General features: G+C 62.9%; 26 protein-coding genes. 17 read left to right on the forward strand and 9 right to left on the reverse strand.

All coding sequences use genetic code 11. The features are described 5' to 3' along the window. Positions 1-143 precede the first annotated feature (143 nt). The 8 genes from EET67_RS12775 to ureG are packed head-to-tail and all read left to right on the forward strand — an operon-like array spanning position 144 to position 5,796. On the forward strand, positions 144-992 hold the full coding sequence (locus tag EET67_RS12775) for an urease accessory protein UreD (RefSeq protein WP_165899892.1): 849 nt from the start codon (positions 144-146) through the stop codon (positions 990-992). Positions 993-1,002: 10 nt separating this feature from the next. After that, positions 1,003-1,305: an urease subunit gamma gene (locus EET67_RS12780; RefSeq protein ID WP_128626566.1), complete on the forward strand. Its 303-nt coding sequence runs from the start codon at positions 1,003-1,005 to the stop codon at positions 1,303-1,305. A 15-nt stretch (positions 1,306-1,320) separates the two neighbouring features. Further along, entirely contained in the window at positions 1,321-1,890 is a 570-nt protein-coding gene (locus tag EET67_RS12785; protein WP_128626567.1) for a HupE/UreJ family protein, read from the forward strand. After that, positions 1,887-2,195, forward strand: coding sequence for an urease subunit beta (locus tag EET67_RS12790; RefSeq protein WP_128626568.1), 309 nt, complete (start codon positions 1,887-1,889; stop codon positions 2,193-2,195). The genes EET67_RS12785 and EET67_RS12790 overlap by 4 nt, the downstream gene beginning before the upstream one ends. 18 nt (positions 2,196-2,213) lie before the next feature. Beyond that, entirely contained in the window at positions 2,214-3,926 is a 1,713-nt protein-coding gene (ureC, locus tag EET67_RS12795) for an urease subunit alpha (protein ID WP_128626569.1), read from the forward strand. Positions 3,927-3,941: 15 nt separating this feature from the next. Next, positions 3,942-4,448 carry an urease accessory protein UreE gene (locus EET67_RS12800; RefSeq protein WP_128626570.1) on the forward strand — a complete coding sequence of 169 codons (507 nt, stop codon included), beginning with the start codon at positions 3,942-3,944 and terminating at the stop codon, positions 4,446-4,448. A gap of 38 nt (positions 4,449-4,486) precedes the next feature. Continuing rightward, the gene (locus tag EET67_RS12805; RefSeq protein ID WP_128626571.1) at positions 4,487-5,176 is read left to right on the forward strand and encodes an urease accessory protein UreF; all 690 of its coding nucleotides are present in this window, start codon (positions 4,487-4,489) and stop codon (positions 5,174-5,176) included. Continuing rightward, the gene (ureG, locus tag EET67_RS12810; RefSeq protein ID WP_128626572.1) at positions 5,173-5,796 is read left to right on the forward strand and encodes an urease accessory protein UreG; all 624 of its coding nucleotides are present in this window, start codon (positions 5,173-5,175) and stop codon (positions 5,794-5,796) included. Before EET67_RS12805 ends, ureG begins: the two co-directional genes overlap by 4 nt. 32 nt (positions 5,797-5,828) lie before the next feature. Here ureG and EET67_RS12815 read toward each other — a convergent pair whose 3' ends face one another. From EET67_RS12815 to uxuA, 3 genes are read right to left on the reverse strand one after another with little or no spacing between them, the layout of a single operon-like run. After that, positions 5,829-6,740: a sugar kinase gene (locus tag EET67_RS12815; protein ID WP_128626573.1), complete on the reverse strand. Its 912-nt coding sequence runs from the start codon at positions 6,738-6,740 to the stop codon at positions 5,829-5,831. A 13-nt stretch (positions 6,741-6,753) separates the two neighbouring features. Continuing rightward, positions 6,754-8,217: a mannitol dehydrogenase family protein gene (locus tag EET67_RS12820; RefSeq protein ID WP_128626574.1), complete on the reverse strand. Its 1,464-nt coding sequence runs from the start codon at positions 8,215-8,217 to the stop codon at positions 6,754-6,756. After that, on the reverse strand, positions 8,214-9,431 hold the full coding sequence (gene uxuA, locus EET67_RS12825; RefSeq protein WP_128626575.1) for a mannonate dehydratase: 1,218 nt from the start codon (positions 9,429-9,431) through the stop codon (positions 8,214-8,216). Before uxuA ends, EET67_RS12820 begins: the two co-directional genes overlap by 4 nt. Positions 9,432-9,577: 146 nt before the next feature. On the opposite strand from uxuA, the gene EET67_RS12830 reads away from it, so the two are divergent. The 7 genes from EET67_RS12830 to EET67_RS12860 all read left to right on the forward strand — a co-directional run bounded on the left by EET67_RS12830 (position 9,578) and on the right by EET67_RS12860 (position 16,055). Then, on the forward strand, positions 9,578-10,270 hold the full coding sequence (locus EET67_RS12830) for a GntR family transcriptional regulator (protein WP_128626576.1): 693 nt from the start codon (positions 9,578-9,580) through the stop codon (positions 10,268-10,270). Positions 10,271-10,316: 46 nt separating this feature from the next. Continuing rightward, complete coding sequence (locus tag EET67_RS12835) at positions 10,317-11,294, forward strand: TRAP transporter substrate-binding protein (RefSeq protein WP_128626577.1); 978 nt, start codon at positions 10,317-10,319, stop codon at positions 11,292-11,294. A gap of 69 nt (positions 11,295-11,363) precedes the next feature. Next, positions 11,364-11,870, forward strand: coding sequence for a TRAP transporter small permease (locus EET67_RS12840; RefSeq protein WP_128626695.1), 507 nt, complete (start codon positions 11,364-11,366; stop codon positions 11,868-11,870). A 4-nt stretch (positions 11,871-11,874) separates the two neighbouring features. Continuing rightward, positions 11,875-13,155 (forward strand): TRAP transporter large permease, encoded by a 1,281-nt coding sequence (locus EET67_RS12845; RefSeq protein WP_128626578.1) that lies wholly within the window; start codon positions 11,875-11,877, stop codon positions 13,153-13,155. A 3-nt stretch (positions 13,156-13,158) separates the two neighbouring features. Beyond that, the gene (locus tag EET67_RS12850; RefSeq protein ID WP_128626579.1) at positions 13,159-14,217 is read left to right on the forward strand and encodes an L-idonate 5-dehydrogenase; all 1,059 of its coding nucleotides are present in this window, start codon (positions 13,159-13,161) and stop codon (positions 14,215-14,217) included. Positions 14,218-14,621: 404 nt separating this feature from the next. Further along, positions 14,622-15,590, forward strand: coding sequence for an XdhC family protein (locus tag EET67_RS12855; protein WP_128626580.1), 969 nt, complete (start codon positions 14,622-14,624; stop codon positions 15,588-15,590). Between the two features lie 30 nt (positions 15,591-15,620). After that, complete coding sequence (locus EET67_RS12860; RefSeq protein ID WP_128626581.1) at positions 15,621-16,055, forward strand: CopD family copper resistance protein; 435 nt, start codon at positions 15,621-15,623, stop codon at positions 16,053-16,055. Between the two features lie 218 nt (positions 16,056-16,273). Here the strand turns inward: EET67_RS12860 and nadC are convergent, their stop codons facing one another. The 6 genes from nadC to EET67_RS12890 all read right to left on the reverse strand — a co-directional run bounded on the left by nadC (position 16,274) and on the right by EET67_RS12890 (position 23,197). Next, positions 16,274-17,125: a carboxylating nicotinate-nucleotide diphosphorylase gene (nadC, locus tag EET67_RS12865; RefSeq protein WP_128626582.1), complete on the reverse strand. Its 852-nt coding sequence runs from the start codon at positions 17,123-17,125 to the stop codon at positions 16,274-16,276. Between the two features lie 3 nt (positions 17,126-17,128). Next, a complete protein-coding gene (locus EET67_RS12870) occupies positions 17,129-18,670 on the reverse strand; it encodes an L-aspartate oxidase (protein WP_128626583.1) in 1,542 nt (513 codons plus the stop codon). Further along, the gene (nadA, locus tag EET67_RS12875) at positions 18,667-19,638 is read right to left on the reverse strand and encodes a quinolinate synthase NadA (RefSeq protein ID WP_165899893.1); all 972 of its coding nucleotides are present in this window, start codon (positions 19,636-19,638) and stop codon (positions 18,667-18,669) included. The genes EET67_RS12870 and nadA overlap by 4 nt, the downstream gene beginning before the upstream one ends. A 68-nt stretch (positions 19,639-19,706) precedes the next feature. Further along, the gene (locus EET67_RS12880; RefSeq protein WP_128626585.1) at positions 19,707-20,648 is read right to left on the reverse strand and encodes an NUDIX hydrolase; all 942 of its coding nucleotides are present in this window, start codon (positions 20,646-20,648) and stop codon (positions 19,707-19,709) included. A 168-nt stretch (positions 20,649-20,816) separates the two neighbouring features. After that, positions 20,817-21,692 carry a bifunctional helix-turn-helix transcriptional regulator/GNAT family N-acetyltransferase gene (locus tag EET67_RS12885; RefSeq protein WP_128626586.1) on the reverse strand — a complete coding sequence of 292 codons (876 nt, stop codon included), beginning with the start codon at positions 21,690-21,692 and terminating at the stop codon, positions 20,817-20,819. Between the two features lie 92 nt (positions 21,693-21,784). After that, positions 21,785-23,197: a helix-turn-helix domain-containing protein gene (locus EET67_RS12890; protein ID WP_128626587.1), complete on the reverse strand. Its 1,413-nt coding sequence runs from the start codon at positions 23,195-23,197 to the stop codon at positions 21,785-21,787. A gap of 159 nt (positions 23,198-23,356) precedes the next feature. Here EET67_RS12890 and EET67_RS12895 point away from each other — a divergent pair, with 159 nt between their 5' ends. Next, entirely contained in the window at positions 23,357-23,938 is a 582-nt protein-coding gene (locus tag EET67_RS12895) for a biotin transporter BioY (protein WP_128626588.1), read from the forward strand. Continuing rightward, on the forward strand, positions 23,938-25,470 hold the full coding sequence (locus EET67_RS12900) for an acyl-CoA carboxylase subunit beta (protein ID WP_128626589.1): 1,533 nt from the start codon (positions 23,938-23,940) through the stop codon (positions 25,468-25,470). Before EET67_RS12895 ends, EET67_RS12900 begins: the two co-directional genes overlap by 1 nt. The last annotated feature ends 26 nt before the right edge of the window (positions 25,471-25,496 follow it).

Raw genomic sequence — 25,496 nt, forward strand, 5'->3', positions numbered from 1 at the left:
CGAGATGAGGCACCGTGGCGCCGTTATTTGATGCGCTAAAAATCTTTGAACCCGCTTGCTGACGATGAGAACTCACCATCGGATAGCGGGCGTGGTTGGGGCGCGTTATTGTCTGGTTTGCGTTCGAGTCAGGGTTCAGAAGATTGGGTGCGGTTCTCCGAAAAAGCGATGCGGTCGCAAAGCTGCAACGGTCGCATGGGCAGGCCAGAATTTGTCTTGACCGGCAGGGCAATGGTGCGACGGGGGTACGGACCCTTTTCCAGGATGGGTGCCTGAAACTGCGCCTGCCGCGCTCGCCTTGCGGCGAAGGCGCGGAAGTCGTTGTCATCAACACTGCGGGCGGGCTGACCGGTGGCGACAAGGTGTCGATCGACGTCACGGTTGGCGCGAATGCCAGCGCGACGGTGACCACGCCCGGCTCCGAGCGCATCTATCGGTCGCTTCAAGACGATGTAGTAATGGAGCAGCGCCTGACCGTCCTCGAAGGCGGTCGGCTCGACTGGCTGCCTCAGGAAACCATCCTGTTTGACAAGAGCCGCCTGCGGCGGCGCTTCGAAGTGGAACTGCACGGCAGTGCCGAGGCGACGATTGCCGAATCCATCCTGTTTGGCCGTGCCGCCATGGGCGAAGCCGTGGAAAGCGGGTTCTTTGCCGATTTCTGGACGATTCGGCGCGACGGGGGATTGATCTTTGCCGACGCAACGCGCATCGCCGAGGCCTTCGCTGCGACAGTGGGCAATGCCGCCACGCTGGGCGGCCGTGCCGCCATGGCCACCCTGGTCCATGTCGGCAAGGATCTGGAAGCAAAGCGCGACGCGATGCGTACAGGCTTCGCCGCTGTCGAGGCGGCGGCGGCGGGCGCCAGCATCGTTGGCGATGTGCTGGTGGCCCGGATTACAGCACCAAGCGGAATGTTGCTCAGAAGCGCGATGATTCCGGCTCTTGCAATCTTGCGATATCCGCGTTTGCTTCCGCGACTATGGACCTGTTGAGGAAAAAAATATGCAACTGACACCACGCGAGAAGGACAAGCTCTTGATTGCCATGGCGGCGATGGTTGCCCGCCGGCGCCTCGAACGCGGCGTCAAGCTCAACCATCCCGAGGCCGTGGCCCTCATCAGCGATTTCGTCGTCGAAGGCGCGCGCGACGGGCGCACGGTTGTCGAACTCATGGAAGCCGGCGCGCATGTGCTTTCGCGCGCCCAGGTCATGGACGGCGTGGGCGAGATGATCCCCAACGTCCAGGTCGAGGCAACCTTTCCCGACGGCGTCAAGCTCGTCACCATTCATCATCCAATCCGCTGATAGACCGGAGGTCCCATGAAACAGCGTCCTTTCCTGACTGCCGCCGCTCTTGTCGCCATGACTGTGCCGGCCCTTGCGCACCCCGGGCATGGCGAGGCGGGTGTGCTTTTCGGCTTCCTGCACCCGCTCTCGGGCGCAGATCATATCCTTGCCATGGTAGCGGTCGGCCTGTGGGCCGCCCTCCTCGGCGGGCGTGCCTTCTGGCTGGTTCCCGCCGCATTCGTGTCGGCCATGATCGCCGGCTTTGTTTTCGGTATGAACGGTATGGTGCTGCCAGCAATCGAGCCCGGCATCGCGGCTTCTGTCGTCGTATTGGGTATGATGATCGCCACGGCCGCGCGGCTGCCGCTTGCGCCGTCGATGGCTGTCGTAGCCCTGTTCGGACTGTTCCACGGGCAGGCGCATGGCGCTGAACTCACCGGTTCTGCGCTCCTGTTCGGCCTCGGCTTCACCGCTGCCACCGTGCTTTTGCATGCAGGCGGCCTGGCGGTGGGTGGCGTGCTCGGCCAGCAGCGCCTGCTCGCCCGTGCCCTGGGCGTGCTGATCGCCGGCAGCGGCCTGTTCATCTTTGGAGGGATGGCATGATCCCCGGAGAGGTCCTGACCGGACCTGGCGACATCCAGCTCAACGAAGGCTCACCGACGGTGACGCTCATCGTCGCCAACCGCGGCGACCGCCCGGTCCAGGTCGGTTCGCACTACCATTTCGCCGAGGCGAATGCGGCGCTGGACTTCGATCGCAGCCGGGCGCACGGTCTGCGGCTCGACATTCCGGCCGGCTCCGCCGTCCGCTTCGAGCCCGGACAGGAGCGCGAAGTGACGCTCGTTCCCTTCAGGGGTGCGCGCAAGGCCTATGGCTTCGGCGCAAAGGTTATGGGCGCGCTGGACTGATCATCGAAGGAGATACGCATGGCTTTTCGCATTTCCCGCGCCGCCTATGCCGACATGTTCGGGCCGACGACCGGCGATCGGGTGCGCCTTGCCGACACTGAACTGCTCGTTGAGGTCGAGCGCGACTTCACCACCTATGGCGAGGAGGTGAAGTTCGGCGGCGGCAAGGTGACACGCGACGGCATGGGGCAGGGGCAGGCGACCCGCGCCGAAGGCGCGGTCGATACCGTCATCACAAACGCCTTGATCATCGACCACTGGGGCATCGTGAAGGCCGATATAGGCATTAAAGACGGGCGCATCGCCGGCATCGGAAAGGCAGGAAATCCAGATGTGCAGCCGGGCGTCGACATCATCATCGGCGCGGGCACGGAGATCGTGGCCGGCGAAGGCAAGATCGTCACTGCCGGCGCGATTGACACCCATGTCCACTATATCAGCCCGCAGCAAATCGATGAGGCGCTTGCCGCCGGCACCACCACCATGGTCGGCGGCGGCACGGGACCCGCTGCCGGCTCGATGGCCACCAACTGCACGCCGGGGCCGTGGCATATCGGGCGCATCATGCAGGCGCTCGACGCCTTCCCGATGAATTTCGTCATCTCCGGCAAGGGCAGTTCGTCCAGCCCGCGCGCGCTGGCCGAGCAGATCGAGGCGGGCGCCGGCTGCCTCAAGGTGCACGAGGACTGGGGCGCGACGCCGGCGGCAATCGACTGCTGCCTTTCGGTCGCCGAAGACTATGACGTGCAGGTGATGCTGCACAGCGATTCGCTCAACGAATCCGGTTTCGTTGAATCGACGATTGCCGCGATGAAGGGGCGCACGATCCACGCCTTCCACACCGAAGGTGCAGGCGGCGGCCACGCGCCCGACATCATCAAGCTGGCCGGCTTGTCGCATGTGCTGCCGTCATCGACCAACCCGACCATGCCATTCACCCGCAACACGGTGGATGAGCATCTCGATATGGTGATGACCGCGCATCACCTCGACCCCAACATTCCCGAAGACCTGGCCTTTGCTGAAAGCCGCATCCGGCTGGAAACGATCGCCGCCGAGGACATCCTCCACGACATCGGCGCCATCTCGGTCATGTCGTCGGACAGCCAGGCCATGGGCCGCGTCGGCGAGGTGATCCTGCGCAGCTTCCAGACCGCGCACAAGATGCGGGTCCAGCGCGGCCGGCTGAAGGAGGAAACCGGCGACAACGACAATTTCCGAGTCAAGCGCTACATCGCCAAATTCACCATTAACCCGGCAATCGCGCATGGGTTGTCGCAGCATATCGGCTCGGTGGAGGTGGGCAAGCTTGCCGATCTCGTCCTGTGGTCGCCGGCCTTCTTCGGCATCAAGCCGGACCTGACGATGAAGATGGGAACGGTGGTGATGGCGCTGATGGGCGATCCCAACGCTTCGATTTCCACCCCGCAGCCGGTGCATTACCGGCCGATGTTCGGCGCGTTCGGGCGGGCGGTGAGCCATTCGGCGATAACATTCCTGAGCGGCGCGGCACATTCGTCAGGAGTCGGCAAGAAGCTCGGCCTCGCCAAGCAGACGCTGCCCGTCACCAACACGCGCGGCGGCATCAGCAAGGCAAGCCTGGTTCATAATTCGGCGACGCCGCATATCGAGGTCGATCCCGAAACCTATGAGGTGCGCGCGGACGGCGAATTGCTGACCTGCGAACCGCTCGACGTGGTGCCGATGGCGCAGCGCTATTTCCTGTTTTAACTGTCAGGGTTTGTAATGCTTACCTGTAATGAAGTCCGGCAATCCGGGACCTGGGATGTTGCAAATGCGGCCGATGAAGTGCTGCTCGATTTCGACGGACGCCATCGCCGCCGCCACATGATGACGGGTGAGGGGGGCTTGTCCTTCCTGCTCGACCTGCCGCGCGCGGTCGCGCTGCGCGACGGCGACGGGCTGGCGCTGGGCGACGGCAGGGTGGTGCGCGTCAAGGCCGCGCCCGAACGCCTGATCGAGATCACCGCTGTCGGCATGGCCGGGCTGGTTCGCATCACCTGGCATCTCGGCAACCGACATCTGCCGACCCAATTGATGGGCGACCGGCTGCGCATCCGCTACGATCACGTCATCAAGGACATGGTCGAGGGCCTGAACGGCACAACGGCAGAGATCGACGCGCCCTTCGATCCCGAAGGCGGCGCCTTCTCACACGGCGGGGGGCATCACCACCACCACCACGATCATGATCATGATCACGATCACGATCACGATCACGACCACCACTGATGAATGTCCACGCTGATACCAACGCCTCTCCATGCGGAATGCTTGAAGTTTCGACCGCGGATCTGACGAAGCTGCAGACCTGGTTCTCGCCGTCTTTTCCGGTCGGGGCCTTCAGCTACAGCCACGGGCTGGAATGGCTGGTCGAAACGGGAGAGGTGCGGGACGTATCCTCGCTGAGGGGCTGGATCGAAGGGGTGCTGCTGCATGGCTCGGGCCGTTCCGATGCAATCCTCCTGTGCGCTGCATGGCGTGCGGCAGCGGCGCAGCAATGGAGCGAATTGCAGGAGATAGCAGCCCTGGCCGCCGCGCTGCAGCCGACGGCGGAACGCCGGATCGAAAGCCTCGGCCAGGGCACGGCCTTTTGCGCGGCCGTGACCGCCGCATGGCCGCATCCGCTCCTCGACCATTTCCGGCAAACCAGCCCCCGCGAGATCGCCGCTCCGGTGGCGGTCGGTGTGGCGGGGGCCGCCCACCAGTTGCCGCTCGATGCCCTTCTGGTGGCTTTCCTCCAGGCATTTGCCGCCAATCTCGTTTCGGCTGGCGTGCGGCTGATCCCGCTTGGACAGAGCGACGGGCTGAAGGTAACGAGCATGCTGGAACCGGTGGTCGACGAGGTTTCCAGGCAGGCACTCGCCGACGGGCTGGATGACGTCGGCTCGGCCGCTATTCTTACCGATATCGCATCCATGCGTCACGAACTGCAATATACGAGGCTCTTTCGCTCATGAACACACAACACGGACCTCTGCGCGTCGGCATCGGTGGCCCTGTCGGCTCCGGCAAGACAGCTTTGATGGAAGCGCTCTGCAAATCGATGCGCGACCGCTACGACATCGCGGCCATCACCAATGACATCTACACCAAGGAGGATGCCGAAATCCTCAATCGCGTCGGCGCGCTGCCGACCGAGCGGATCATGGGGGTGGAGACCGGTGGCTGCCCGCATACCGCAATCCGCGAGGATGCCTCGATCAACCTTGCCGCGGTGGCGCAGATGCGCGAGCGCTTTCCCAAGCTCGACATGGTGCTGATTGAATCCGGCGGTGACAATCTTGCCGCCACCTTCAGCCCGGAACTGGCCGACATCACCATCTATGTGATCGACGTCGCCGCCGGCGAGAAAATCCCGCGCAAGGGCGGGCCGGGGATCACGCGCTCGGACCTGCTGGTCATCAACAAGACCGATCTTGCCCCGCTGGTGGGCGCCAATCTGGACGTGATGGACCGCGACGCCAAGCGCATGCGCGGCGAGCGCCCCTTCGTCTTCACCAATCTGAAGACCCGTGACGGGCTCGATGTCATCATCGAATTCCTGGAAAGGAATGGCGGGCTCGTCGCTTCCGCCTGACCGGGATTTGGCGGCTTGATGACCGCCTTTTCCTAGCCGTTCAAAAGCGCTTCGCGCGGGGCAAGCGCGCCGTGGTGGCCGATGCAGATGGCCGCCACGCGGTGGGCGAGAGCTGCAGCTTCGCTCCCGGCGGCTCCATTGAGCCGCGCCGCCAGATAGGCACCGTTGAAACTGTCGCCGGCCCCGGTCGCATCTACGACAGTCTCGACGCGGATCGCCGGCACCTCCACGGCGTTTCCGTCGGCAGGGACAAGCGCCGGTTCATGGCCGTTCTTCACGACCACCTCATGTGCGCCAAGCCGGGCATAACGCGCGGCCGTCGTGTGCACGTCTTCGTCACCGAACAGCGCCTGCTCGTCGCCGAAGGTCGGCAGCACGATGTCGCAGACCCTGCCGGCTCGGGTGAGCCAGTCGCGGATTTCGTCGTTTCCACTCCAGAGGCGAGGGCGGATATTGGGATCGAAGCTGATCCTTGCGCCTTGCCTGCGGCGGCGGCCAATGGCGGTGAGGAAGCGCTCGCGGTCCGACTGGTCGAGGATCGCCAGCGTAATGCCTGAAAAATAGATTTCATCGGCGCCATCAAGCGCCGCTTGGAGGGCTGCTTCGTCACGTGCAAGCAGCTTTGCCGCCGACATGTCGCGCCAATAGGTGAACTGCCGGTCGCCGTTCTCCTGGTGGATGAAATAGAGGCCCGGCCGCCGATCCGCCACCGTGGCGATGCTGCCGGTGTCGATGCCGGCATCGGCGATAAAACGCTTCAGGCCCTGCGAATAGCGGTCGATGCCGAGCGCGGTGAAATAGGAAACGGACCAGGACGCATCGAGGAACGCGCGCGCATACCATGCCGTATTCATGGTGTCGCCGGCATAGCCCATCCGCCAGTTGTCGCTTGCCGCCGACATCTCGATCATGGCCTCGCCGATCGACAAAAACCTCTTTGTCACGACCGTCTCCCCGTCAGTTCTGCTGCGCGATCGCGCCGGCCATTCCGTTTTCAAGCAACGAAGCCAGAAGAGAGACAACGCAGGCGCGGACGGTCTCGTTGCCTGCAAGTGCCGGCGGGAACAAGCCGGGCAGGGAGGACAGCGCGTCGTAGAGCAAAGCGGGGTCGCGGCCTGCCGCTTCGACGCGCGGCGCGATCAGATGTTCCCGCGGATCACGCAGCGCGTAGGTTTCGCCCTTGTCGGAAACGCCCATGCAGTAACGCATCCACGCGGCAATCGCGAAACAGAACGGCGTGCCGTCCCCGCCAAGCTTGACCGTTTCAGCAAGCGGCGCGAGAATGCGCTGCGGCAATTTTTCGGTGCCGTCCATCGCGATCTGATAGGTCAGGTGACGGATGGCGCGGTTCGAGAAACGCGCCAGCAACTGGGCGCGGTAGGCGTCGAGGTCGATACCCGGCACCGGCGGCAGCGTTGTTGCGGCCGCGATCATCTGGCGTTCGGCAAGGGCGTGCAGGCCGGTGTCGCGCACGGCCTCGCTGATCGTCTCGTGGCCGGCCAGGTAACCGGCATAGGCCAGCATCGAATGCGTGCCGTTGAGCAGGCGCAGCTTCATCTGTTCATAGGGCGCCACGTCATCGACAAAGAGCGCGCCGGCGCTTTCCCAGGCAGGCCGCTCTGCGCGGAAATTATCCTCGATCACCCATTGGGTGAAGGGTTCCGTTTCCACCGCCGCCTCATCGGCATAGCCCGACAGACGCTGTGCATCCTCGAAGGTGCGGGCGGTGCTGGCGGGCGTGATGCGATCGACCATCGAACTTGGAAAGCGCACTTCGTCAGAAATCCAGGTGGCGAGCTTCTCGTCAATCTGCGCAGCAAACTCGGTAACCAGGCGCGCCGTGATATGCCCGTTTTCCGGGAGATTGTCGCAGCACAGGATCGTCAGGCCACCGATGCCCCGTTCCATGCGTGCGGAGAGGCCCGCGACGAGAAATCCGATGACGCCGACGGGCTTTTCGGGATTGGCGAGATCATGTGCGACGGCAGCGTGGCTGCGGTCCAGGCCGCCGCTTGCGCGGTCGATGCCATAACCCTTTTCCGTCACCGTCAGCGTCACGATTTTCGTGGCGGGGTCGGCTATCGCTTCGATAACGGCCTGCGGATCGTCCGGGGCGACAAGGACGCGATCGATGCTGCTGATCAGCTGCGCGCTGTCGCCGGCCTCGTCGCGTGTGATGAGGATATAGCGCCCCTCCTGGGGGTTGAGGGCGGCTGCGACATCCGCACTGCGCAGGCTGACACCAATGATGCGCCAATCGCCGCCGGCAGCGGCCAGCGCGCTATCGGTGTAGACGGCCTGATGCGCCTTGTGGAACGCCCCGACGCCGATATGGACGATGCCCGTCGCATGAGACCGGGGCTCATAGCCCGGCGCGGTCACCGCCGGGCCGATCCGTGAAGTCGCCGACAGCCGAGTCATGAGTTGAAGCTTACAGCCGGGTGGGAGAGCGCCGCCATGATGCCGCGCAGTTCGGCAAGACCTTTAAGCCGTCCGATCGTCGGATAGCCGGGCTGCCCCTTGCGCCCGAGGTCGTCGATGATGTCCTGGCCATGGTCCGGCCGCATCGGGATCTGGTGGTCGGCCCGGCCCGCGGCCTTGCGGCGGGCCTCTTCCTTGAGGATTTCGCCGATCAAGGCGACCATGTCGGTGCCGCCGCCCAGATGCTCTGCCTCATGGAAAGAGGCGGGCGTGCCCGGCGTTTCGATGGTCACATTGCGCAGATGCAGGAAGTGCACGCGCGGCGCGAACGCGCGCATGATGGCCGGCAGGTCATTGTCGGCGCGCGCGCCGAGCGAGCCGGAACACAGCGTCATGCCGCTTGCCGGGCTGTCGACGGCATCGAGAATGCGTCGATAGTCGTCAGCGGTGGACATGATGCGGGGCAGGCCCAGCAGCGGGAATGGCGGATCGTCGGGATGGCAGCACAGCCGCATGCCGAGCTTTTCGGCAACCGGAGTCACTTCCTCAAGGAAGGCTATGAAATTCGCCCGCAATCTTTCCGGGTCGATGCTGTCATATTCGGCAAGATGCCGGCGCACATCGCTGATGGACATGCTTTCGGTCGAGCCCGGCAGGCCGGCAGTCACATTGGCGGCGAGCTGGGATTTGCGCGCATCGCTCATCTCGGCAAACCGTGCTGCGGCCCGTTCTGCGATCTCGGCGCCAAACTCCTCCGCCGCGCCCTTGCGTTCCAGAATGTGGATGTCGAAGGCGGCAAAGTCGATGAGATCGAAACGCATGCAGGTGCCGCCATGCGGCACGCGAAAGGCGAGGTCGGTTCTTGTCCAGTCCAGGACCGGCATGAAGTTGTAGCAGATGGTTTCAAGGCCTTGCGCGGCCAGGTTCTGGAGGCTCGTCTTGTAGTTGGCGATATGCTCGCGCCACTCGCCCTTCTGCTTCTTGATGTCTTCGGAAACCGGCAGGCTCTCGACGACCTCCCAGGTTAGATGCGATTGCGAGCCATCCTTCATCCGGCCGATTTCGTCACGCCGCTTGGCGATTTCTTCCGGCATCCACACCGCGCCGGTCGCCACGTGATGCAGCGCGCTGACCACACCCTCCACGCCCGCCTGCCGCATGTCGTCGACCGATGTAAGGTCGTGCGGCCCGAACCAACGCCAAGTCTGTCTCATTTGTCTGCCTTGCTCCCGTGATGCGCGGCGTTTCGACATGAGCTTGCACGCTCTGTCGCCACCGTGAAGTCCGAATTCATACACAAGTGTTGACTAGTATGGAAGTATGGAGGATAAGTTTCTCCCAACGGAGGACCCGCCCGACGATGGACACGGCGCTGACTGCCAACAAGATTGATGCCTCGGCGGCGATTGCGCCGCAGCTGTGCCGATTGTTGCGCGACCGGATCGTGAGAACGGAATTGCTGCCCGGCGAGGTAATCTCCGAAACCGAGATCGCGCGCAGTTACGACGTCTCGCGCCAGCCTGTTCGCGAGGCGTTCATCAAGCTGGCCGAAGCCGGACTTGTGCAGATCAGGCCGCAGCGCGGCACCATGATCACGCCCATTTCGACGGAAGCGGTCATGGATGCCCGGTTCGTTCGCGAGGCGATCGAGGCCGACGTCGTCAAGCTCGTCGCCGAGCGCAGCGATCAGGCGGTAAGGACTGAACTGCTTCGGCAGATCGAGCAGCAGAAGCGCGTCGCCGACGATGATTCCGACGGGTTCGTCAAGCTGGACGAGCTCTTTCACCGCACGCTCGCGGAGATGGCGGGCAAGGCTTATGCCTGGCGCGTGGTGGAAGACGTGAAGGCTCAGATGGACCGGGTGCGTTACCTGAGCGTTGAAAAGCCGCATGTGCGGCTGCTCATCAGCCAGCATGAGGCGATCGCGACGGCCATCACCCGCAACGATGTGGCTGCCGCCGAAAGCGCCATGCGCGCGCATCTGCGCGAAATCCTGAAATCGCTGCCGGCAGTGGCCAAGGCCCGTCCGGAACTCTTCAACGCCGCAAGATAGCGGCTCCATTTCGACAATCACCACCAATAAGTCAGGGAGACATCACATGATTTCTAAATTGGGTATCAAGTCGATCTTGGCAGGCATCGCGCTTGCAACCGCACTGTCTACTAGCGTCTTCGCACAGGAATTGACGCTGAAGCTTGGCCATCTCGCCAATGAGCAGAATTCCTGGCACAAGGCCTCGCTCAAATTCGGCGAAGAACTGTCCGCTCTGACCGATGGCCGCATCGCCGTCGAAGTGTTCCCGAACGATTCGCTCGGACGCGAAATGGACCTCATCAACGGCATGCAGCTCGGCACGGTGGAGATGACCATCACCGGCGAGAGCCTGCAGAACTGGGCGCCGATGGCCGCCCTGCTGGCTATCCCGTATGGCTATTCCTCGCTTGAGGACATGGACGCCTTCGCCAGCGGTGAGGTCGGCAAGCAAATCGAGGCGCAGATCGTCGAGCGCGCGCAGGTGCGCCCGATCGCATATTTCGCCCGTGGCCCGCGTAATCTGACTGCAAACAAGGCAATCAAGACGCCGGCAGACCTGGAGCGTATGCGCATGCGCGTGCCGAACGTTCCGCTGTTCGTCGATGTGTGGACCGCACTTGGCGCGCAGCCGACGCCGATGGCGTTTTCGGAAGTCTTCACCTCGCTGCAGAACGGTACCATTTCGGGCCAGGAAAACCCGCTTGCGCTGATCCAGTCGGCCTCGTTCAACGAAGTGCAGACGCATGTGAATGTCACCCAGCATGTCCGCTCCTGGATCTACCTGACCATTGCCGAGCAGGTCTGGAACCGGCTTTCGGAAGAAGATCAGGGCCATGTGATGGAGGCTGCCCGCCGCGCGCAGGCTTTTGAGCGCGAGCAGTTCCTCAAGGATGAGGATGCAATCCGCGCCGACCTGGAGGCAAAGGGCATGACCTTCGTCGAGGTCGACCAGAAGGCCTTCGCCGATAAGGCCCGCGACGCCGTCATCAACAGCGTCGATGAGAGCATTCGGCCGATCGTCGAAGGTCTCTTCAACAATTAGTCGCAACGACAGGCGGTCTGACGGCGCGGCCATGCCCGCGCCGTCGCCACAGGAGAAGGTTTGGATGTGATGCAATCTTTGGCTGTGTTGAACCGGTTGCTGACACTGGTGTGCCGCACGACGGTGGGTATCACATTTCTTGCGCTGATCGCGGTGGTGACGATCCAGATTGTCACGCGCACCTTCGGGCTGCCTTCGCCGGTCTGGACCGAGGAACTGTCGCGCTACCTGCTTCTCTACATGACGGCTTTCGGGATCGGCCTGTCGCTGGTCACGGGAGAACTCGTCAATGTCGACCTTCTCCAGGAGGCGGTCTCGGAGCGCGTGTCATGGTGGATGCGCCTGCTCGCCGCCGCCTTCACCGCCGTGCTCAGCGCGGTCATGATCCTACCCGCCTGGAAATTCACCGCAATCGGTGCGTTCCAGCGCTCGCCCAGCCTGCGCTGGACGATGGACTATATCCACGCCAGCGTCCTCTTCCTTTCGGTTCTCCTTTGTTTCTTTGCTGTCATCCGCGTAATCGGCATGCTTGCCGGCACGGATGACGGGCGTCCCCAATTCGTCGAGGAGCTGTAACGCCATGGAACTGTTTCTGCTTCTCGCCACCTTCGCCGGCACGCTCGCGCTCGGCGTGCCGGTTGCGGTCTGCCTTGGTGTCGCGTCACTGGCCTACATCGTGGCCGCGGGCATGCCGGTGGTCATCATCCCGCAGCGCATGTATGCCGGCATGGACGTCTTCGTCCTGCTGTGCATTCCCGGCTTCATCCTCGCCGGCAATTTGATGAATTTCGGCGGTATCACCGAACGCATCATCCGGCTGGCCAATGCGCTGGTCGGCTGGATGCGCGGCGGGCTGGCGATGGCCAACGTCGCCGACTCCATGATGTTCGGCGGTATCTCCGGCACAGCCGTGGCCGACGTGGCGGCAACCGGCGGCGTGATGATCCCCGGCATGGTCAAGTCTGGCTATCCGCCTGCCTTTTCAGCCGCCATTACGGCCGCTTCCTCGACCGTGGGACCGATGATCCCGCCCAGCGTCCCGATGATCATCGTCGGCGCGCTGTCGGGGATTTCCGTCGGCAAGCTGTTCCTCGCAGGCGCGGTGCCGGGCATTGTGATGGGCGTCGGCATGGCGATCACCTGCTACATCCTTGCCGTGCGCAATAACTATCCGCGCCACGAGTGGAAGGGGTTCCGTGAACTCTTCGTTGCCTTCTTCAGCGCCTTCTGGGCGCTCGCCATGACCGCACTGATCATCGGCGGGCTGCTGACGGGCATCGCCACGCCGACGGAAACCGCCATTGTGGCAAGCATCTACGCTTTCGTCGTCGGCGCCTTCGTCTATCGTGAACTGCCGCTGTCGGCCATTCCGAAGATACTGATCGACAGCGCGATCTCGTCTGCCGGCATCCTCGCACTGGTCGGTTTTGCCAATGTCTTCGGCTCGATCCTCGCCGCCGAGCGCATCCCGCAGATGATCGCAAGTGCCGTGCTGTCGATCACCGACAACAAATATGTCGTCATCATCCTGATCAATATCCTACTGCTGATCGTCGGCATGTTCATGGAGACGATAGCGGCCCTGATCATCCTGTTCGTGCCGCTGCTCACGCTGGCTACCAGCGTCGGTATCGATCCGTTGCATTTTGCGACATTCGCCGTGCTGAACCTGATGATCGGCCTGACGACGCCGCCGGTGGGCGTGTGCCTGTTCGTCGCCTGCAACATCGCGCGCATCCCGCTGATGCCCGTGGTCAAGGCGATCGTTCCGTTCCTGATCTCCAACATCGTCGTTTTGCTGCTGGTGTCGTATGTCCCGTTCTTCGCGACCTGGCTGCCGAACACGCTGATGGGAGAATAGGCTATGAAAACGCGCGTCTGCAGACTCTACGCCCAAGGCGATATTCGGATCGAGGAAGCCGAAGTCGCGGAACCGGGCCCAGGCCAGGTGCTCGTCGCCATGGGTGCCGGCGGCATCTGTGGGTCCGACCTGCATTATTACCAGGACGGAGGCTTCGGCCCCATCCGGGTCAGGGAACCGATCATCCTTGGTCATGAGGTTGCCGGAACGGTGAAGGCGATCGGGCCCGGCGTCGAGGGGATTGCGGTTGGTGATCGCATGGCGGTCAATCCCAGCCGGCCCTGCAACAGCTGCCGCTACTGCCTTGAAGGGCTGCAGCAGCATTGCCTGTCGATGCGGTTTTTCGGTTCGGCACTGCGTTTCCCGCACGAGCAGGGCGGGTTCCGCGACCTGATGGTGGTGGATGCCTATCAATGCGTGCGCATCGACAATCCCGATGTCACGCTAGCAGAAGTTGCCTGCGCCGAGCCGCTCGCAGTCTGCCTTCATGCACTGAACCGCGCAGGCGCGAGCGCCGGCAACATAGCCGGCAAGTCGGTGCTGGTGACCGGCGCCGGCCCCATCGGTGCGCTTACCGTTGCGGCGCTGCGCCATGCCGGAGCAGCCTCTATCGTGGTCACCGACCTTCAGGATCTGCCGCTGGAAGTGGCGCGCATGATGGGGGCCACCGAAACCATCAATGTGCGCACGCGGCCGGAGCGGCTTGAGGCATATAACGAAGGCAAGGGCCATTTCGACATCGCCTTTGAATGTTCCGCGGCCTCACCTGCGGTGAAGTCGGCGGTGATGGCGACGCGTCCGCAGGGAACGGTGGTCGCGGTGGGTGTGGCAGGAGATGTGCCGGTGCCGCTGAACCTTGTCGTCGGCAAGGAGATCGCTTTCGTTGGTACGCATCGCTTTACCGGCGAATATGCGCAGGCCGTAAGGCTGATTGACCAGCGCCGGATCGATGTGCGCCCGATCATCAGTTCTACCCACGATCTTGATGAAGCGCTGGCAGCCTTCCAGGTGGCTGGTGATCGCGGTCGGTCGATCAAGGTGCAGCTAAGCTTCGCATCGTGACTGGTGAATGCTTGAAAATCTGATCTGACGGCAGCATTGCTCGCGGGGCTGGCCGTCGCTCAGCCGCTTGGCCATACCGGCCTGTTCGCCGGCATGGAGCGGCACCTCCCGAGGGGAGAAAACCCGCAGGCAGCCGGGGACGGACCCAGCGAGGTGGAATCACCTCCAGGCGGTGGAAAATGCTGCGGCAAAGCCTGTTGCGCGGAGTAGACAGCTATTCGCGACCGGTTGAATCGATTCGATATCAATTCAGACTTTGCAGTATTCCGTTATATGTGTTCATATATAGATGACGCAGTAAGCTTCCTTGCACTGCCATAGGCAACATATCGTTTATCCACGAATGCCCCTGGAATTGCCGTCAGAAGCTCAGTGCTGCTGTAAGAACCATTGGGGCTGTCATTATGAGAAAACCGGATGGAACCTGGGAGCGGGTGGAGGAATATGTCATCGACTTCGCCCTTGACCGCATGCGCGCTGGCGAACGTGTCGCGCTCGTTACGCTGGTGCAGATCGAAGGTTCATCGCCACGGCCGCTAGGGTCGCAGATGGCGGTCTCGGAATCCGGAGACTGGGTCGGCTATCTTTCCGGAGGGTGTATCGAACGCGCCATCGTCGCAGAGGCACTGGCCGCGATCGAGCAGGGCAGCAACCGTCGCGTTCGCTATGGAAGGGGGTCGAAATATCTCGACATCCAGCTTCCCTGCGGCAGCGCCATCGAACTGGTGCTGGATGTCAATGTATCCGAAGGCGAACTTGCGGCGATCGATCTCGCCTTGGCACGCCGGCAGGCTGCAGCCTTGCGGGTGCCGGGCGGAAGCGAGGCTGATCCCCATGAGGCCTTCATCCGCCATTATTATCCACGCCGCCGGTTGATCGTGGCCGGCGTCGGGCCTGCGGCGATCCAGTTGGCCAGGCTTGGCCGTCTTTCCGGTTTCGAGTCTGTCCTTTTTTCCCCCGACGAGGAAACAAGGAACGCGGCGGAAGGGGAGGGCGTTTTGACGGTCGTAGTCGGCAGAGGCACGTCTCCCGATTTCCAGGCGGATTCAAGATCGGCCATTGTTCTCATGTTCCATGACCATGATTGGGAAAAGCGCCTGATACCTGCGGCCTTGCAGACACCAGCCTTCTATATCGGGGCGATGGGCAGCCGGCGCACGCAACGCCAAAGAATGGAAATGCTGGAACTGGACGGCGTCGACCCTGTCCAACTCGGGCGCATCAAAGGTCCCGCGGGCCTGTTTTCAGGTGCCAAGACTGCATCTGATGTAGCGGTCTCGGTTCTCGCCGAAGTCATGCAGATGGAGCGCGGCGCAAATGTTGCGTTTCTCAGTTGCGAGCAGGGTTCAGTCGGGCAGACCATCAAGATGTAAGGCTTGCATGGCAAGCGCAGTTCCATTGCCATGAGCCATTTTGTTCTCGTCACCGTGCATCTTTTTGCCGCCATCATGTTTGTCGGCACGGTCTTCTTCGAGGTTCTCATTCTCGAAAGCATCCGCAAGCCGGTCGGGCGAGACGCGATGCGGTCAGTGGAGGCCGCGATCGGCTATCGTGCCCGCCGCGTAATGTCGTTCGTCATCGCGATCCTGTATGCGGCCGGCATCACCATGGCCTGGCAATATCGCGATATGCTGGCGCATCCCTTCGACAGCCGCTTTGCGACTCTGCTTTCGATCAAGATAGTTCTTGCGATCAGCGTGCTGGCGCACTTCATCACCGCTGTGACGCTCGGCGGCCGCGGAAAGCTAAAGTCCCGGCACGTCAAGTTCATCCATATCAGCGTTTTTTGCCACGTGGTGCTTATCGTCTTCCTGGCAAAGGCAATGTTCTATCTGTAGAGCGCGGTGCGTCCAATTGGACGCACTAGAGCATTTCCAGCAAAAGTGTGAAACGGTTTTGCGTCCGGAAATGCGGCCAAAACAAAAGTTTAGAGCCGTTCCTCGATTCCGTTTAAACCAGAACGGCTCTAAGGACGCTCTAACACTTTGATTGAGCATCGGAATATTCCGAAAACCGGGGTCCACTTTTCGGTCGATGCTCTAATGACCAACCGTGATCATCCGACCATGTCCAGCCCGATATCAAGGATCGGGGCGCTGTGGGTCAGCCAGCCGACAGAAATGAAATCGACGCCGCTGGCTGCAATAGCCGGCGCGGTGGACGAGTTGACGCGGCCCGAAGCCTCGGTAATCGCCCGCCCGCCGACCATCGCCACCGCGCGGGTAAGCGTCTCCGGCGACATGTTGTCGAGGAGAACGGCATCCACTCCAAGCACAAGCGCCTCTTCCAGCTGACCGAGTGTGTCAACTTCGACTTCGATCTTGACCAGATGGCCGAGATGGGACTTTGCCCGCTCGATAGCCATGCTTACGCCGCCGGCAATGGCGATATGGTTGTCCTTGATGAGCACCGCGTCATCGAGGCCGAAGCGGTGGTTCCAGCCGCCGCCGGCGCGCACCGCGTATTTTTCGAACGCCCGCAGGCCGGGTGTGGTCTTGCGCGTGCACACGATCTTGGCCCGGTGGCCGCGCACTGTCTCCACAATGCCCGCGGTAGCGGTCGCGATGCCGCTGAGATGAGACAGGAAGTTGAGCGCGACCCGCTCGGCAGTCAGCACCCCGCGCGTCGGCCCGCTCAGCGTGGCGATGACATCGCCCGGCTCGAGGCGGCTGCCGTCCGGCCTGTGGGGCTTCATGGCGATTGCCGGGTCGATCAGGCGGAAAGCCAGCGCCGCAACATCCAGGCCGGCGACGACGCCGGGCTGACGCGCCGCCAGCACCATTTTGGCGGTGCTGCCCGCCGGCACGATGGCGTCGGTGGTGATGTCGCCGGCGCGGCCCAGGTCTTCAAGCAGGGCCGAGCGCACCAGCGGTTCGAGCATGATTGCGGGCAAGGGTACGAGGGTCATCGGTCAGGCGCTCCGGGCCAGCGGTTCAGAATCGAGTTTTCCGGCTTCCGCCAAGGCGGCCTCGAGGGTGAGAAGCGAGCGGCGGGCCACCGCGCTGCGGGCGGGGTGGTCCGCCCTGCAATGTGCGCCTCGGCTCTCCTCGCGGCCCAGTGCCGACAGAACCATCATCAGCGCGACTGCTGCCGGATCGGCGCAAGCGGTGCTGCCGGTGGCCAGCGGCAGCAGACTGGCCAACGCGTCACGCAGGCCATCGCCGTGGCGAATGACGCCAAGGGAGGACGACACGATATCGCGGACGATGCCAGGGGCAGGGTGCGGCAGCATTGCCACTGGAATTGCCCTGGTGCTACGGCAAGGCGCAGTTGCCGCCACGCTGCTGGCGACCCAACCGGCCGATACGACCGCCTCGATCAGCGAATTGCTGGCAAGCCGATTGGCGCCATGCAGGCCGGTCGAAGCGACCTCTCCGCAGGCCCACAGACCGGGCACGGAACTGCGGCCCTGCCCATCAACGGCCACGCCGCCCATGTGATAGTGGGCTGCCGGCCGCACGGGGATCGGATCGCGCGCCGGATCGATACCGGCCTCGCGGCAGAAGCCTTCTATGGCTGGGAAGCGGTCGGCAAAATGCGCCCCGAGGCAATCGCGCGTATCGAGATAGACTTTGTGCCCCCGCGCCAGATGGCGGAAGACGCCGCGCGCCACCGCATCGCGTGTGGAAAGCTCGGCGCCGGGCAGGTCGGCCAGAAAGCGTCGCCCGGTCTCATCGACAAGTACTGCCCCTTCGCCGCGCACGGCTTCGCTAATCAGGCGCATGGGGCGGGTCGGTGTATCGAGTGCCGTGGGATGGAATTGCACGAATTCGAGGTCGGCAAGCTCGGCACCGGCACGGGCGGCCAGCGCCAGCCCCTGGCCGAAGCAGCCGAGCGGGTTGGTGGTATCGCCAAACAAGCCGCCGATACCGCCGGTGGCGAGTACGACGCGGCATGTGGCGAGTGCGATCTGCTCCTCCCCGTTTGCGGCCAGAACGCCGGCGACTGCGCCGGTTTTCAGCACAAGCCGGCGCGCGGCAAAGCCTTCGATAACGGTGATGGCAGGGCTATTGCGCACGGCGGCCACCAGCGCGCGCACCAGTTCGCGCCCGGTTGCATCGCCGCCGGCATGGACGATGCGCCGGCGGCAATGGGCCGCCTCGAGTCCAAGGGCGATCCTACCATTCGCAGCACGGTCGAAGGCGACGCCGAGGCGCTCCAGCCTTTCGATGCCGGCCGGTGCGGCTTCCACGATGCGCCGGGCCACCGCTTCGTCGCACAGGCCGTCACCGGCAGCCAGCGTGTCGGCAAGATGGAGTTCGGGCGAATCGTCAGCGCCAAGGCTGGCCGCCAGCCCGCCCTGGGCAAGGGCACTCGAAGCCTCGCCGCCAAGCGGGGCGGCCGACATCAGCACCACCGGCTCCGGCGCGAGTTCCAATGCGGTCATCAGCCCGGCGATGCCGGCACCGATGATGACCGGCCGGCCGGTAAGGTCGTGGAACTCCACGCTCATATGGCGAGCATCCGCTCCACCGAAAGGCGCGCGCGCTCGGCAAGGTTGGGATCGATGGTCACGGGATGACGCATCTCCTCCAGCGCCGTGCGGATATTGGCAAGCGTGATGCGTTTCATGTGCGGGCACAGGTTGCAGGGGCGTATGAATTCGACGTCGGGATGGTCGACGGCGACATTGTCGCTCATCGAGCATTCCGTCATCAGCACCACCCGTGCCGGCTTTTCCCTGCCGACATAATCAGACATTGCTGCAGTGGAGCCGGCGAAATCCGCTTCGGCGACCACCTCCGGCGGGCATTCGGGATGGGCGAGCACGGTGACGCCGGGATGGCTCGCGCGCAGTTCGCGTATGTCGTCCGGCGTGAAGCGCTCATGCACCTCGCAATGGCCCCTCCACGCGATGATCTCGACATCGGTCTGGGCGGCAATGTTCTGCGCCAGATATTCGTCTGGCAGCATGATGACACGCGGAACACCGAGCGATTCCACCACCGCCTTGGCGTTGCCCGAGGTGCAGCAGATATCCGATTCCGCCTTCACCGCGGCCGAGGTGTTGACATAGGTGACGATGGGCACGCCCGGATAGCGCTGGCGCATCAGGCGCACATCCTGGGGCGTGATCGAATCGGCCAAGGAGCAGCCCGCACCCATGTCGGGGATCAGCACCGTCTTTTGTGGATTGAGTAGCTTGGCCGTCTCGGCCATGAAATGCACACCGGCAAGCACGATCACCTCGGCCTCCACCTCCATCGCCTTGCGCGCCAGCGCCAGGCTGTCGCCAACAATGTCGGCAACGCAGTGGAATATCTCGGGCGTCTGGTAGTTGTGCGCCAGGATGACGGCGTTGCGCTCGCGCTTAAGCTTCAAGATGGCGTCGATATCGCCCGAAAAAGCCGGCCATTCGATCGCCGGGATGAACCGCTCGACACGGGAGTAAAGTTCAGCTGCATTCGGGGATATGGTCATGGCAATATGCTCAGGTTGAGTATAATTAAGCAATATGCTTAACATGAGCATAAGGGGTGTCAAGTCAATTATTTGGTGCCGGCGATAGGTCTTTCGTCGAGAACGGCATGGCGAAACCGGAACAGCTTTGCCGGGCGCCCGCCGGTGTCGGACGACATCTGCCCGGTTTCCTCGACCAGATCCTGCTGCTCGATCAGGCGGCGGAAGTTCTGCTTGTGCACCGTCAGGCCGGCCAGTGCTTCGACTGCGCGCTGCAGCTGCAGGAGAGTGAAGGCCGGCGGCATCAGCTCGAAGACGACAGGTCGATATTTGATCTTGGTCCTCAGCCTGGCAATGCCTGTAGCCAGGATCCGCCGGTAGTCGCCATTCATCGCCCGGCCCGGAACGAATTTGCCGCCCTTTGATCCTGCTCTACGCGCGGCCTCCTCGACAAGGCCAGCCTCATAAAGGAGCTCGTAGCGGTGCAGTGTCAGTTCCTCGTTCCATGGGCGCCCATCGAAGCCGAAGGAGATGGCGGCACGCTGCAGGCGCTTGCCGCGCTTCTCCTCCTGCCCGGCGGCATCCGCCCAGAGGCGCAGTGCCGGCACGATTGTGTTGCCGATGACCTCTGGTGCGCCGCCGCGATAGTCTTCCCACGGGAAGAACTCGTACCAGTTGCGCCAGCTGCCGGAAGCCCCGGCGCGAGAGGGCTCCTCGCGCGTCAGGCCGAGATAGCTGATCGACACCCGCCGTCCAGGTTCGTCGCTTGGGCGGTCGCGGTCGGCGAAGGTATAGAGTTGCTCGATATAGCCAAGCGGATGGCCGGTCTGCTGCTCCACCCAGTCGCGCAGCCCGGCCTGGAGCGAGCGATGGCCCGATTCCAGCGGGCCGGAGGGAAGGGCTGCAGCTTCACCGATGGTCAGCACGACCGGATTGCCGTCGCGCACGGCGACGAGCATTGCGGTCAGGCCCACCTGCACGCCGCGGTCTTCGCCTGCATTTTCCGATCGATTCGAACTTTTTAAGGACATTTTCGGTTCGGTTTTGCGTCGTTTTACCCGAATTTCAGCGAAATCAACGGAGATATACGGGAAAAATGCTCCAATTTTCCGCTACTAAACACATAAGCTGCATGACATCCATCTGCGTGATGATTGAGAAGACATGCCTGTGGGAAACCCCGGCTCGAGCCGGTTCCATCAAAGATGCTTTTCGAAAAAATGGTCGGGATAGGGGTCGTCGTTGAAGCGGTCGATCTCGACCCAGCCTGACTTGCGGTAGAGCTGCAACGCTTCCGGCAGTGCACTGTTTGTGTCGAGGCGAAGGGTCGTGATGGACAACTCGCGGGCGGCGGTTTCGGCCGCCGCCATGAGGCGGCGCGCAATTCCCAGGCCGCGCGCGGAGGAAGCTACCCATAGCCGCTTGATTTCCGCCATGCCGCCACCCGTTCCCTTCATGCCGACGCAGCCTATGGCAAGACCATCCGACATGGCGACGAGGAACACTCCGCGCGGCCGCACCATGGCGGCTGCGTCGGGGTCGCGCGAGAGCGCCACGTCGAACCCCTTCTCGAACCGCCGGCCGAGTTCGGCATAATATTCGCCAAGGCAAAAGCGCGCTGCTTCGCTGCGCGGGTCGATCTCCTCGACGGATATCCGGTCGCGTCCAAGAGCGGATGCCACCAGATCCATTGCCAGAAGCAACGCGTCCGAGTGGGGAGAGCGGGCAAGCAGCGCCGATGCCCGGTCGTTCGACAAATCTTCGTAGGCTTCGAACTCCCGCTGGCCGGCTTCGGTCAAGCTGGCGACGCGGCGACGCGCATCGTCGGAATGCGGTTCCGTCTCGATAAGACCTTCCTCCTCCAGGCCGCGCAGAAGGCGGCTCATCAGCCCGGAATCGAGCCCGAGATAGTCACGAATTGCCGCGACATCCGTGTGTCCATGCCCGATGGCATTGAGAACCCGCGCCGCCCCCAGCGGCCGCCCACGGCCGAGGAATGAATTGTCCAGGGCGCCCACTTCACGCGTGACGGCACGGTTGAAGCGACGGATACGGCTTATCGGGTCATTGCTCATTTTATCTGACTTAAGTCAGGTAATTTGGAAGCGCAACAAAAATCGCCTGCTCGAGGCTGGATTGCGTTCCTGCCCGTGCCCGACAGTTCTGTCTATGTCACCGCATAAGGCAGGATTCCACGCCGGTTCCTGTCCACGAACAGATGCCGCTTGAGCGGCGGTACGGCGCGCTGCGGGCAATTCACCCGTTCGCATATGCGGCAGGAAATGCCGATGGGGTCGAAGGCGGCGCGATTGCCGAGGTCGAGGCCGTCGGCGTAGACGAAGTGCCCGGCATGGGCGATCTCGCAGCCCAGCGCGATGGCATAGCGGCGCTGCGGGGCGTGGAAGCCGCCGCCTCCCTTGGTCAGTTCGGTGGCGACGCACAGATAGCGCACGCCATCCGGGGTCTCGGCAAGCTGGCGGATGATACGGCCGGGCGACTCGAAAGCCTGGTGGACGTTCCAGAGCGGGCAGGCGGCGCCAAAGCGCGCGAATTGCAGCTTTGCAGCGCTATGGCGCTTGGTGATGTTGCCGGCGCGGTCGATACGGGCAAAGAAGATCGGTACGCCTTTGGCCCCCGACCGCTGCAAGGTGCTCAGGCGGTGTGCCACCTGTTCGATGCTGGCGCCGAAGCGTGCGGCCAGAAGCTCCAGGTCGTGACGCAGTTCCATCGCTGCCGTCGAAAAGGAGTGATAGGGCAGGGTGAGCGCGCCGGCGAAATAATTGCGCAGGCCCATCTTGCATATCTCCAGCGCTTCGGATGACCGGAAGTTCGCGCGTTCGGCAATCTGCGACACCATCGCCTCTACCTCCAGCTCGGCGATCTGGAAGGCGATCTGGAAGTTGCGCGTCGAGGCCGGCAAATAGGGATTGAGGAAAAGAACGCGCGCCTTGGGATCGAAGCGGCGGATGAGATCCTCGTCCGATCCGCCTTTGGCGATGCGTACCTTATGTCGTTCCTCGATATAGGCAGGCAGAGCAGCACCCGCCTCGTTTTCTGACAGGCCAAGCCGCGTGGCGAGCTTTTCGGCAGCGATATCAAGCTCATGGATATAATTGTCGACGAAATGGAAGAAGTCGCGCACCTCTTCATAGGGTGTCGGCTCGGTGGAAATGGCGCTTCTGCCCAACGTGTCGTCGAGGCTTGCAAGCTGCTCACTATTGTGGCGATAGGCCTGGTGCAGCGAGATCAGCGCACGGGCAAAGCCGGGAGCATTCTGTGTCACCAGCTTGAGTTCCTGCAAATTGGGCACGTAGCTTTCGAAAACTGGGTCGGAGAGCGTTTCGGTGAGCGCCGAAAGCAGTCGATCGCTGTCGCCTTGGGAAATCTCGGCAATATCGATCTGGAATTTTTCGGCAAGCGCAAGCAGCACGGAGGCGGATACCGGCCGCTGGTTGTTCTCGATCTGGTTGAGATAGCTGGTCGAGATGCCGATCTGTTCGGCAAAGCCCTGCTGGGTCGCCTTGTGGGCCTGGCGCAGCTCGCGCACCTTGCGGCCGATATAGAGTTTGCGGGGTGCCATATTTGCAATTTCGCAATTTACAATTTTCGAATTTGTATATTACGCATTTGCACATTTTCAACCGTTTTCCCGCGTGCGCCCTGGACGTAATGAGGGTCCCATTCGCGCCGCGCAGTCGCAGCGGCGGCAGTCTTTCATTCTTGCAGTGCTGGAGGAACCATGACGCTCTACCAAGCCATCGCCCCGGAGCGGGCAAGCCGATTCAGCCCGATGGATGTCCTGGCCGTGGTCGCCGGCTCGTTGCTCCTGACGCTGTCGGCCAAGATACAGGTGCCGTTTTATCCCGTGCCGATGACCATGCAAACGCTGGTCGTTATCGGCCTCGGGCTTGCGCTCGGCCCGGTGCGCGGGGCCGCTGCCGTCGCGCTCTATCTCGCCCAGGGCGCCTTTGGCCTGCCGGTCTTTGCCGGGACGCCCCAAAAGGGCATTGGGCTTGCCTATATGATGGGGCCGACCGGCGGCTATCTTGCAGGATACATTCCGGCCGCATTGCTTGCCGGCTGGCTCGCAAGGCGCGGCTGGGACCGCAATGTCTTCACCGCCATGGCCGCCGCATTGCTCGCCGGCGCCGTCATCTATGTGCCCGGCCTGCTGTGGCTTGGCGCAGTGATCGGCTGGGACAAGCCGGTGCTTGCCTTCGGCCTCTATCCATTCATCCCCGGCGATATCGCCAAGGCCATGCTTGCGGCCATTGCCTTTCCCGCCGCCTGGAAATGGTTGTCGGACAGGGGCGTGAACTGATGAGCGCCGTTCTCGAACAACTCGAGGCCCGCCGCGCCCAGGCGCGTCTTGGCGGCGGGCAGAAGCGCATCGATGCCCAGCACGCCAAGGGTAAGCTGACGGCGCGCGAACGCCTCGAAGTGCTTCTCGACGAGGGCTCGTTCGAGGAATACGACATGTATGTCACCCACCGCGCCACCGATTTCGGCATGGCGAGCCAGAAGGTGGCGGGCGATGGTGTCGTCACCGGGTGGGGCACCATCAATGGCCGCATGGTCTATGTCTTTAGCCAGGACTTCACCGTGCTCGGCGGTTCGCTGTCGGAAACCCATGCCCAGAAGATCTGCAAGATCATGGACATGGCGGTGAAGAACGGCGCGCCGGTGATCGGCGTCAACGATTCCGGCGGTGCCCGTATCCAGGAAGGCGTGGCGTCGCTCGCCGGCTATGCCGACGTCTTCAAGCGCAATGTAGATGCCTCAGGCGTGGTGCCGCAGATTTCGCTCATCATGGGGCCGTGCGCGGGCGGCGCGGTCTATTCGCCGGCCATGACCGATTTCATCTTCATGGTGCGCGACAGCTCCTACATGTTCGTGACCGGCCCGGATGTGGTCAAGACCGTCACCAACGAGGTTGTGACGGCGGAGGAGCTGGGCGGGGCGCGCACCCACACGCAGAAATCCTCCGTCGCCGACGGCGCCTATGAAAACGACATCGAGGCGCTGGAGCAGGTGCGCCGCCTGTTCGCCTATCTGCCACTCAACAATCGCGACAAGGCGCCGACGCGCCCCTTCTTCGATGATCCGGCGCGCGTCGAGATGCGGCTTGATACGCTGGTGCCCGACAGCGCCAACAAGCCCTACGACATGAAGGAACTGATCCTGGCGATTGCCGACGAAGGCGATTTCTTCGAGCTCCAGCAAGCCTTCGCCGGCAATATCATCACCGGCTTCATGCGCATTGAGGGTCAGACGGTGGGCGTGGTCGCCAATCAGCCCATGGTTCTCGCCGGCTGCCTCGATATCGATTCTTCGCGCAAGGCGGCGCGCTTCGTGCGCTTCTGCGATGCCTTCTCCATCCCGCTGCTGACGCTGGTCGATGTGCCGGGTTTCCTGCCCGGCACCGCACAGGAATATGGCGGCGTCATCAAACACGGCGCCAAGCTGCTCTTTGCTTACGCGCAGGCGACCGTGCCGATGGTGACGCTGATCACCCGCAAGGCCTATGGCGGTGCCTATGATGTCATGGCCTCCAAGCATATCGGCGCCGACATCAACTACGCCTGGCCGACGGCCGAGATCGCCGTGATGGGCGCCAAGGGCGCAACCGAAATCCTCTACCGTTCCGAGCTTGGCGATCCCGAAAAGATCGCCGCCCGCACGGCCGAATATGAGGAGCGCTTCGCAAACCCCTTCATCGCGGCCGAGCGCGGCTTCATCGACGAGGTGATCATGCCGCATTCCTCGCGCCGGCGCATCGCCCGCGCCTTTGCCTCGCTGCGGGGCAAGAGCGTCGACACGCGCTGGAAGAAACACGACACGATGCCTCTTTGAGTGGTCGCATGATCTTGTCCAAAAAC

Source organism: Borborobacter arsenicus (assembly GCF_003934165.1).
Classification (GTDB): domain Bacteria; phylum Pseudomonadota; class Alphaproteobacteria; order Rhizobiales; family Rhizobiaceae; genus Pseudaminobacter; species Pseudaminobacter arsenicus.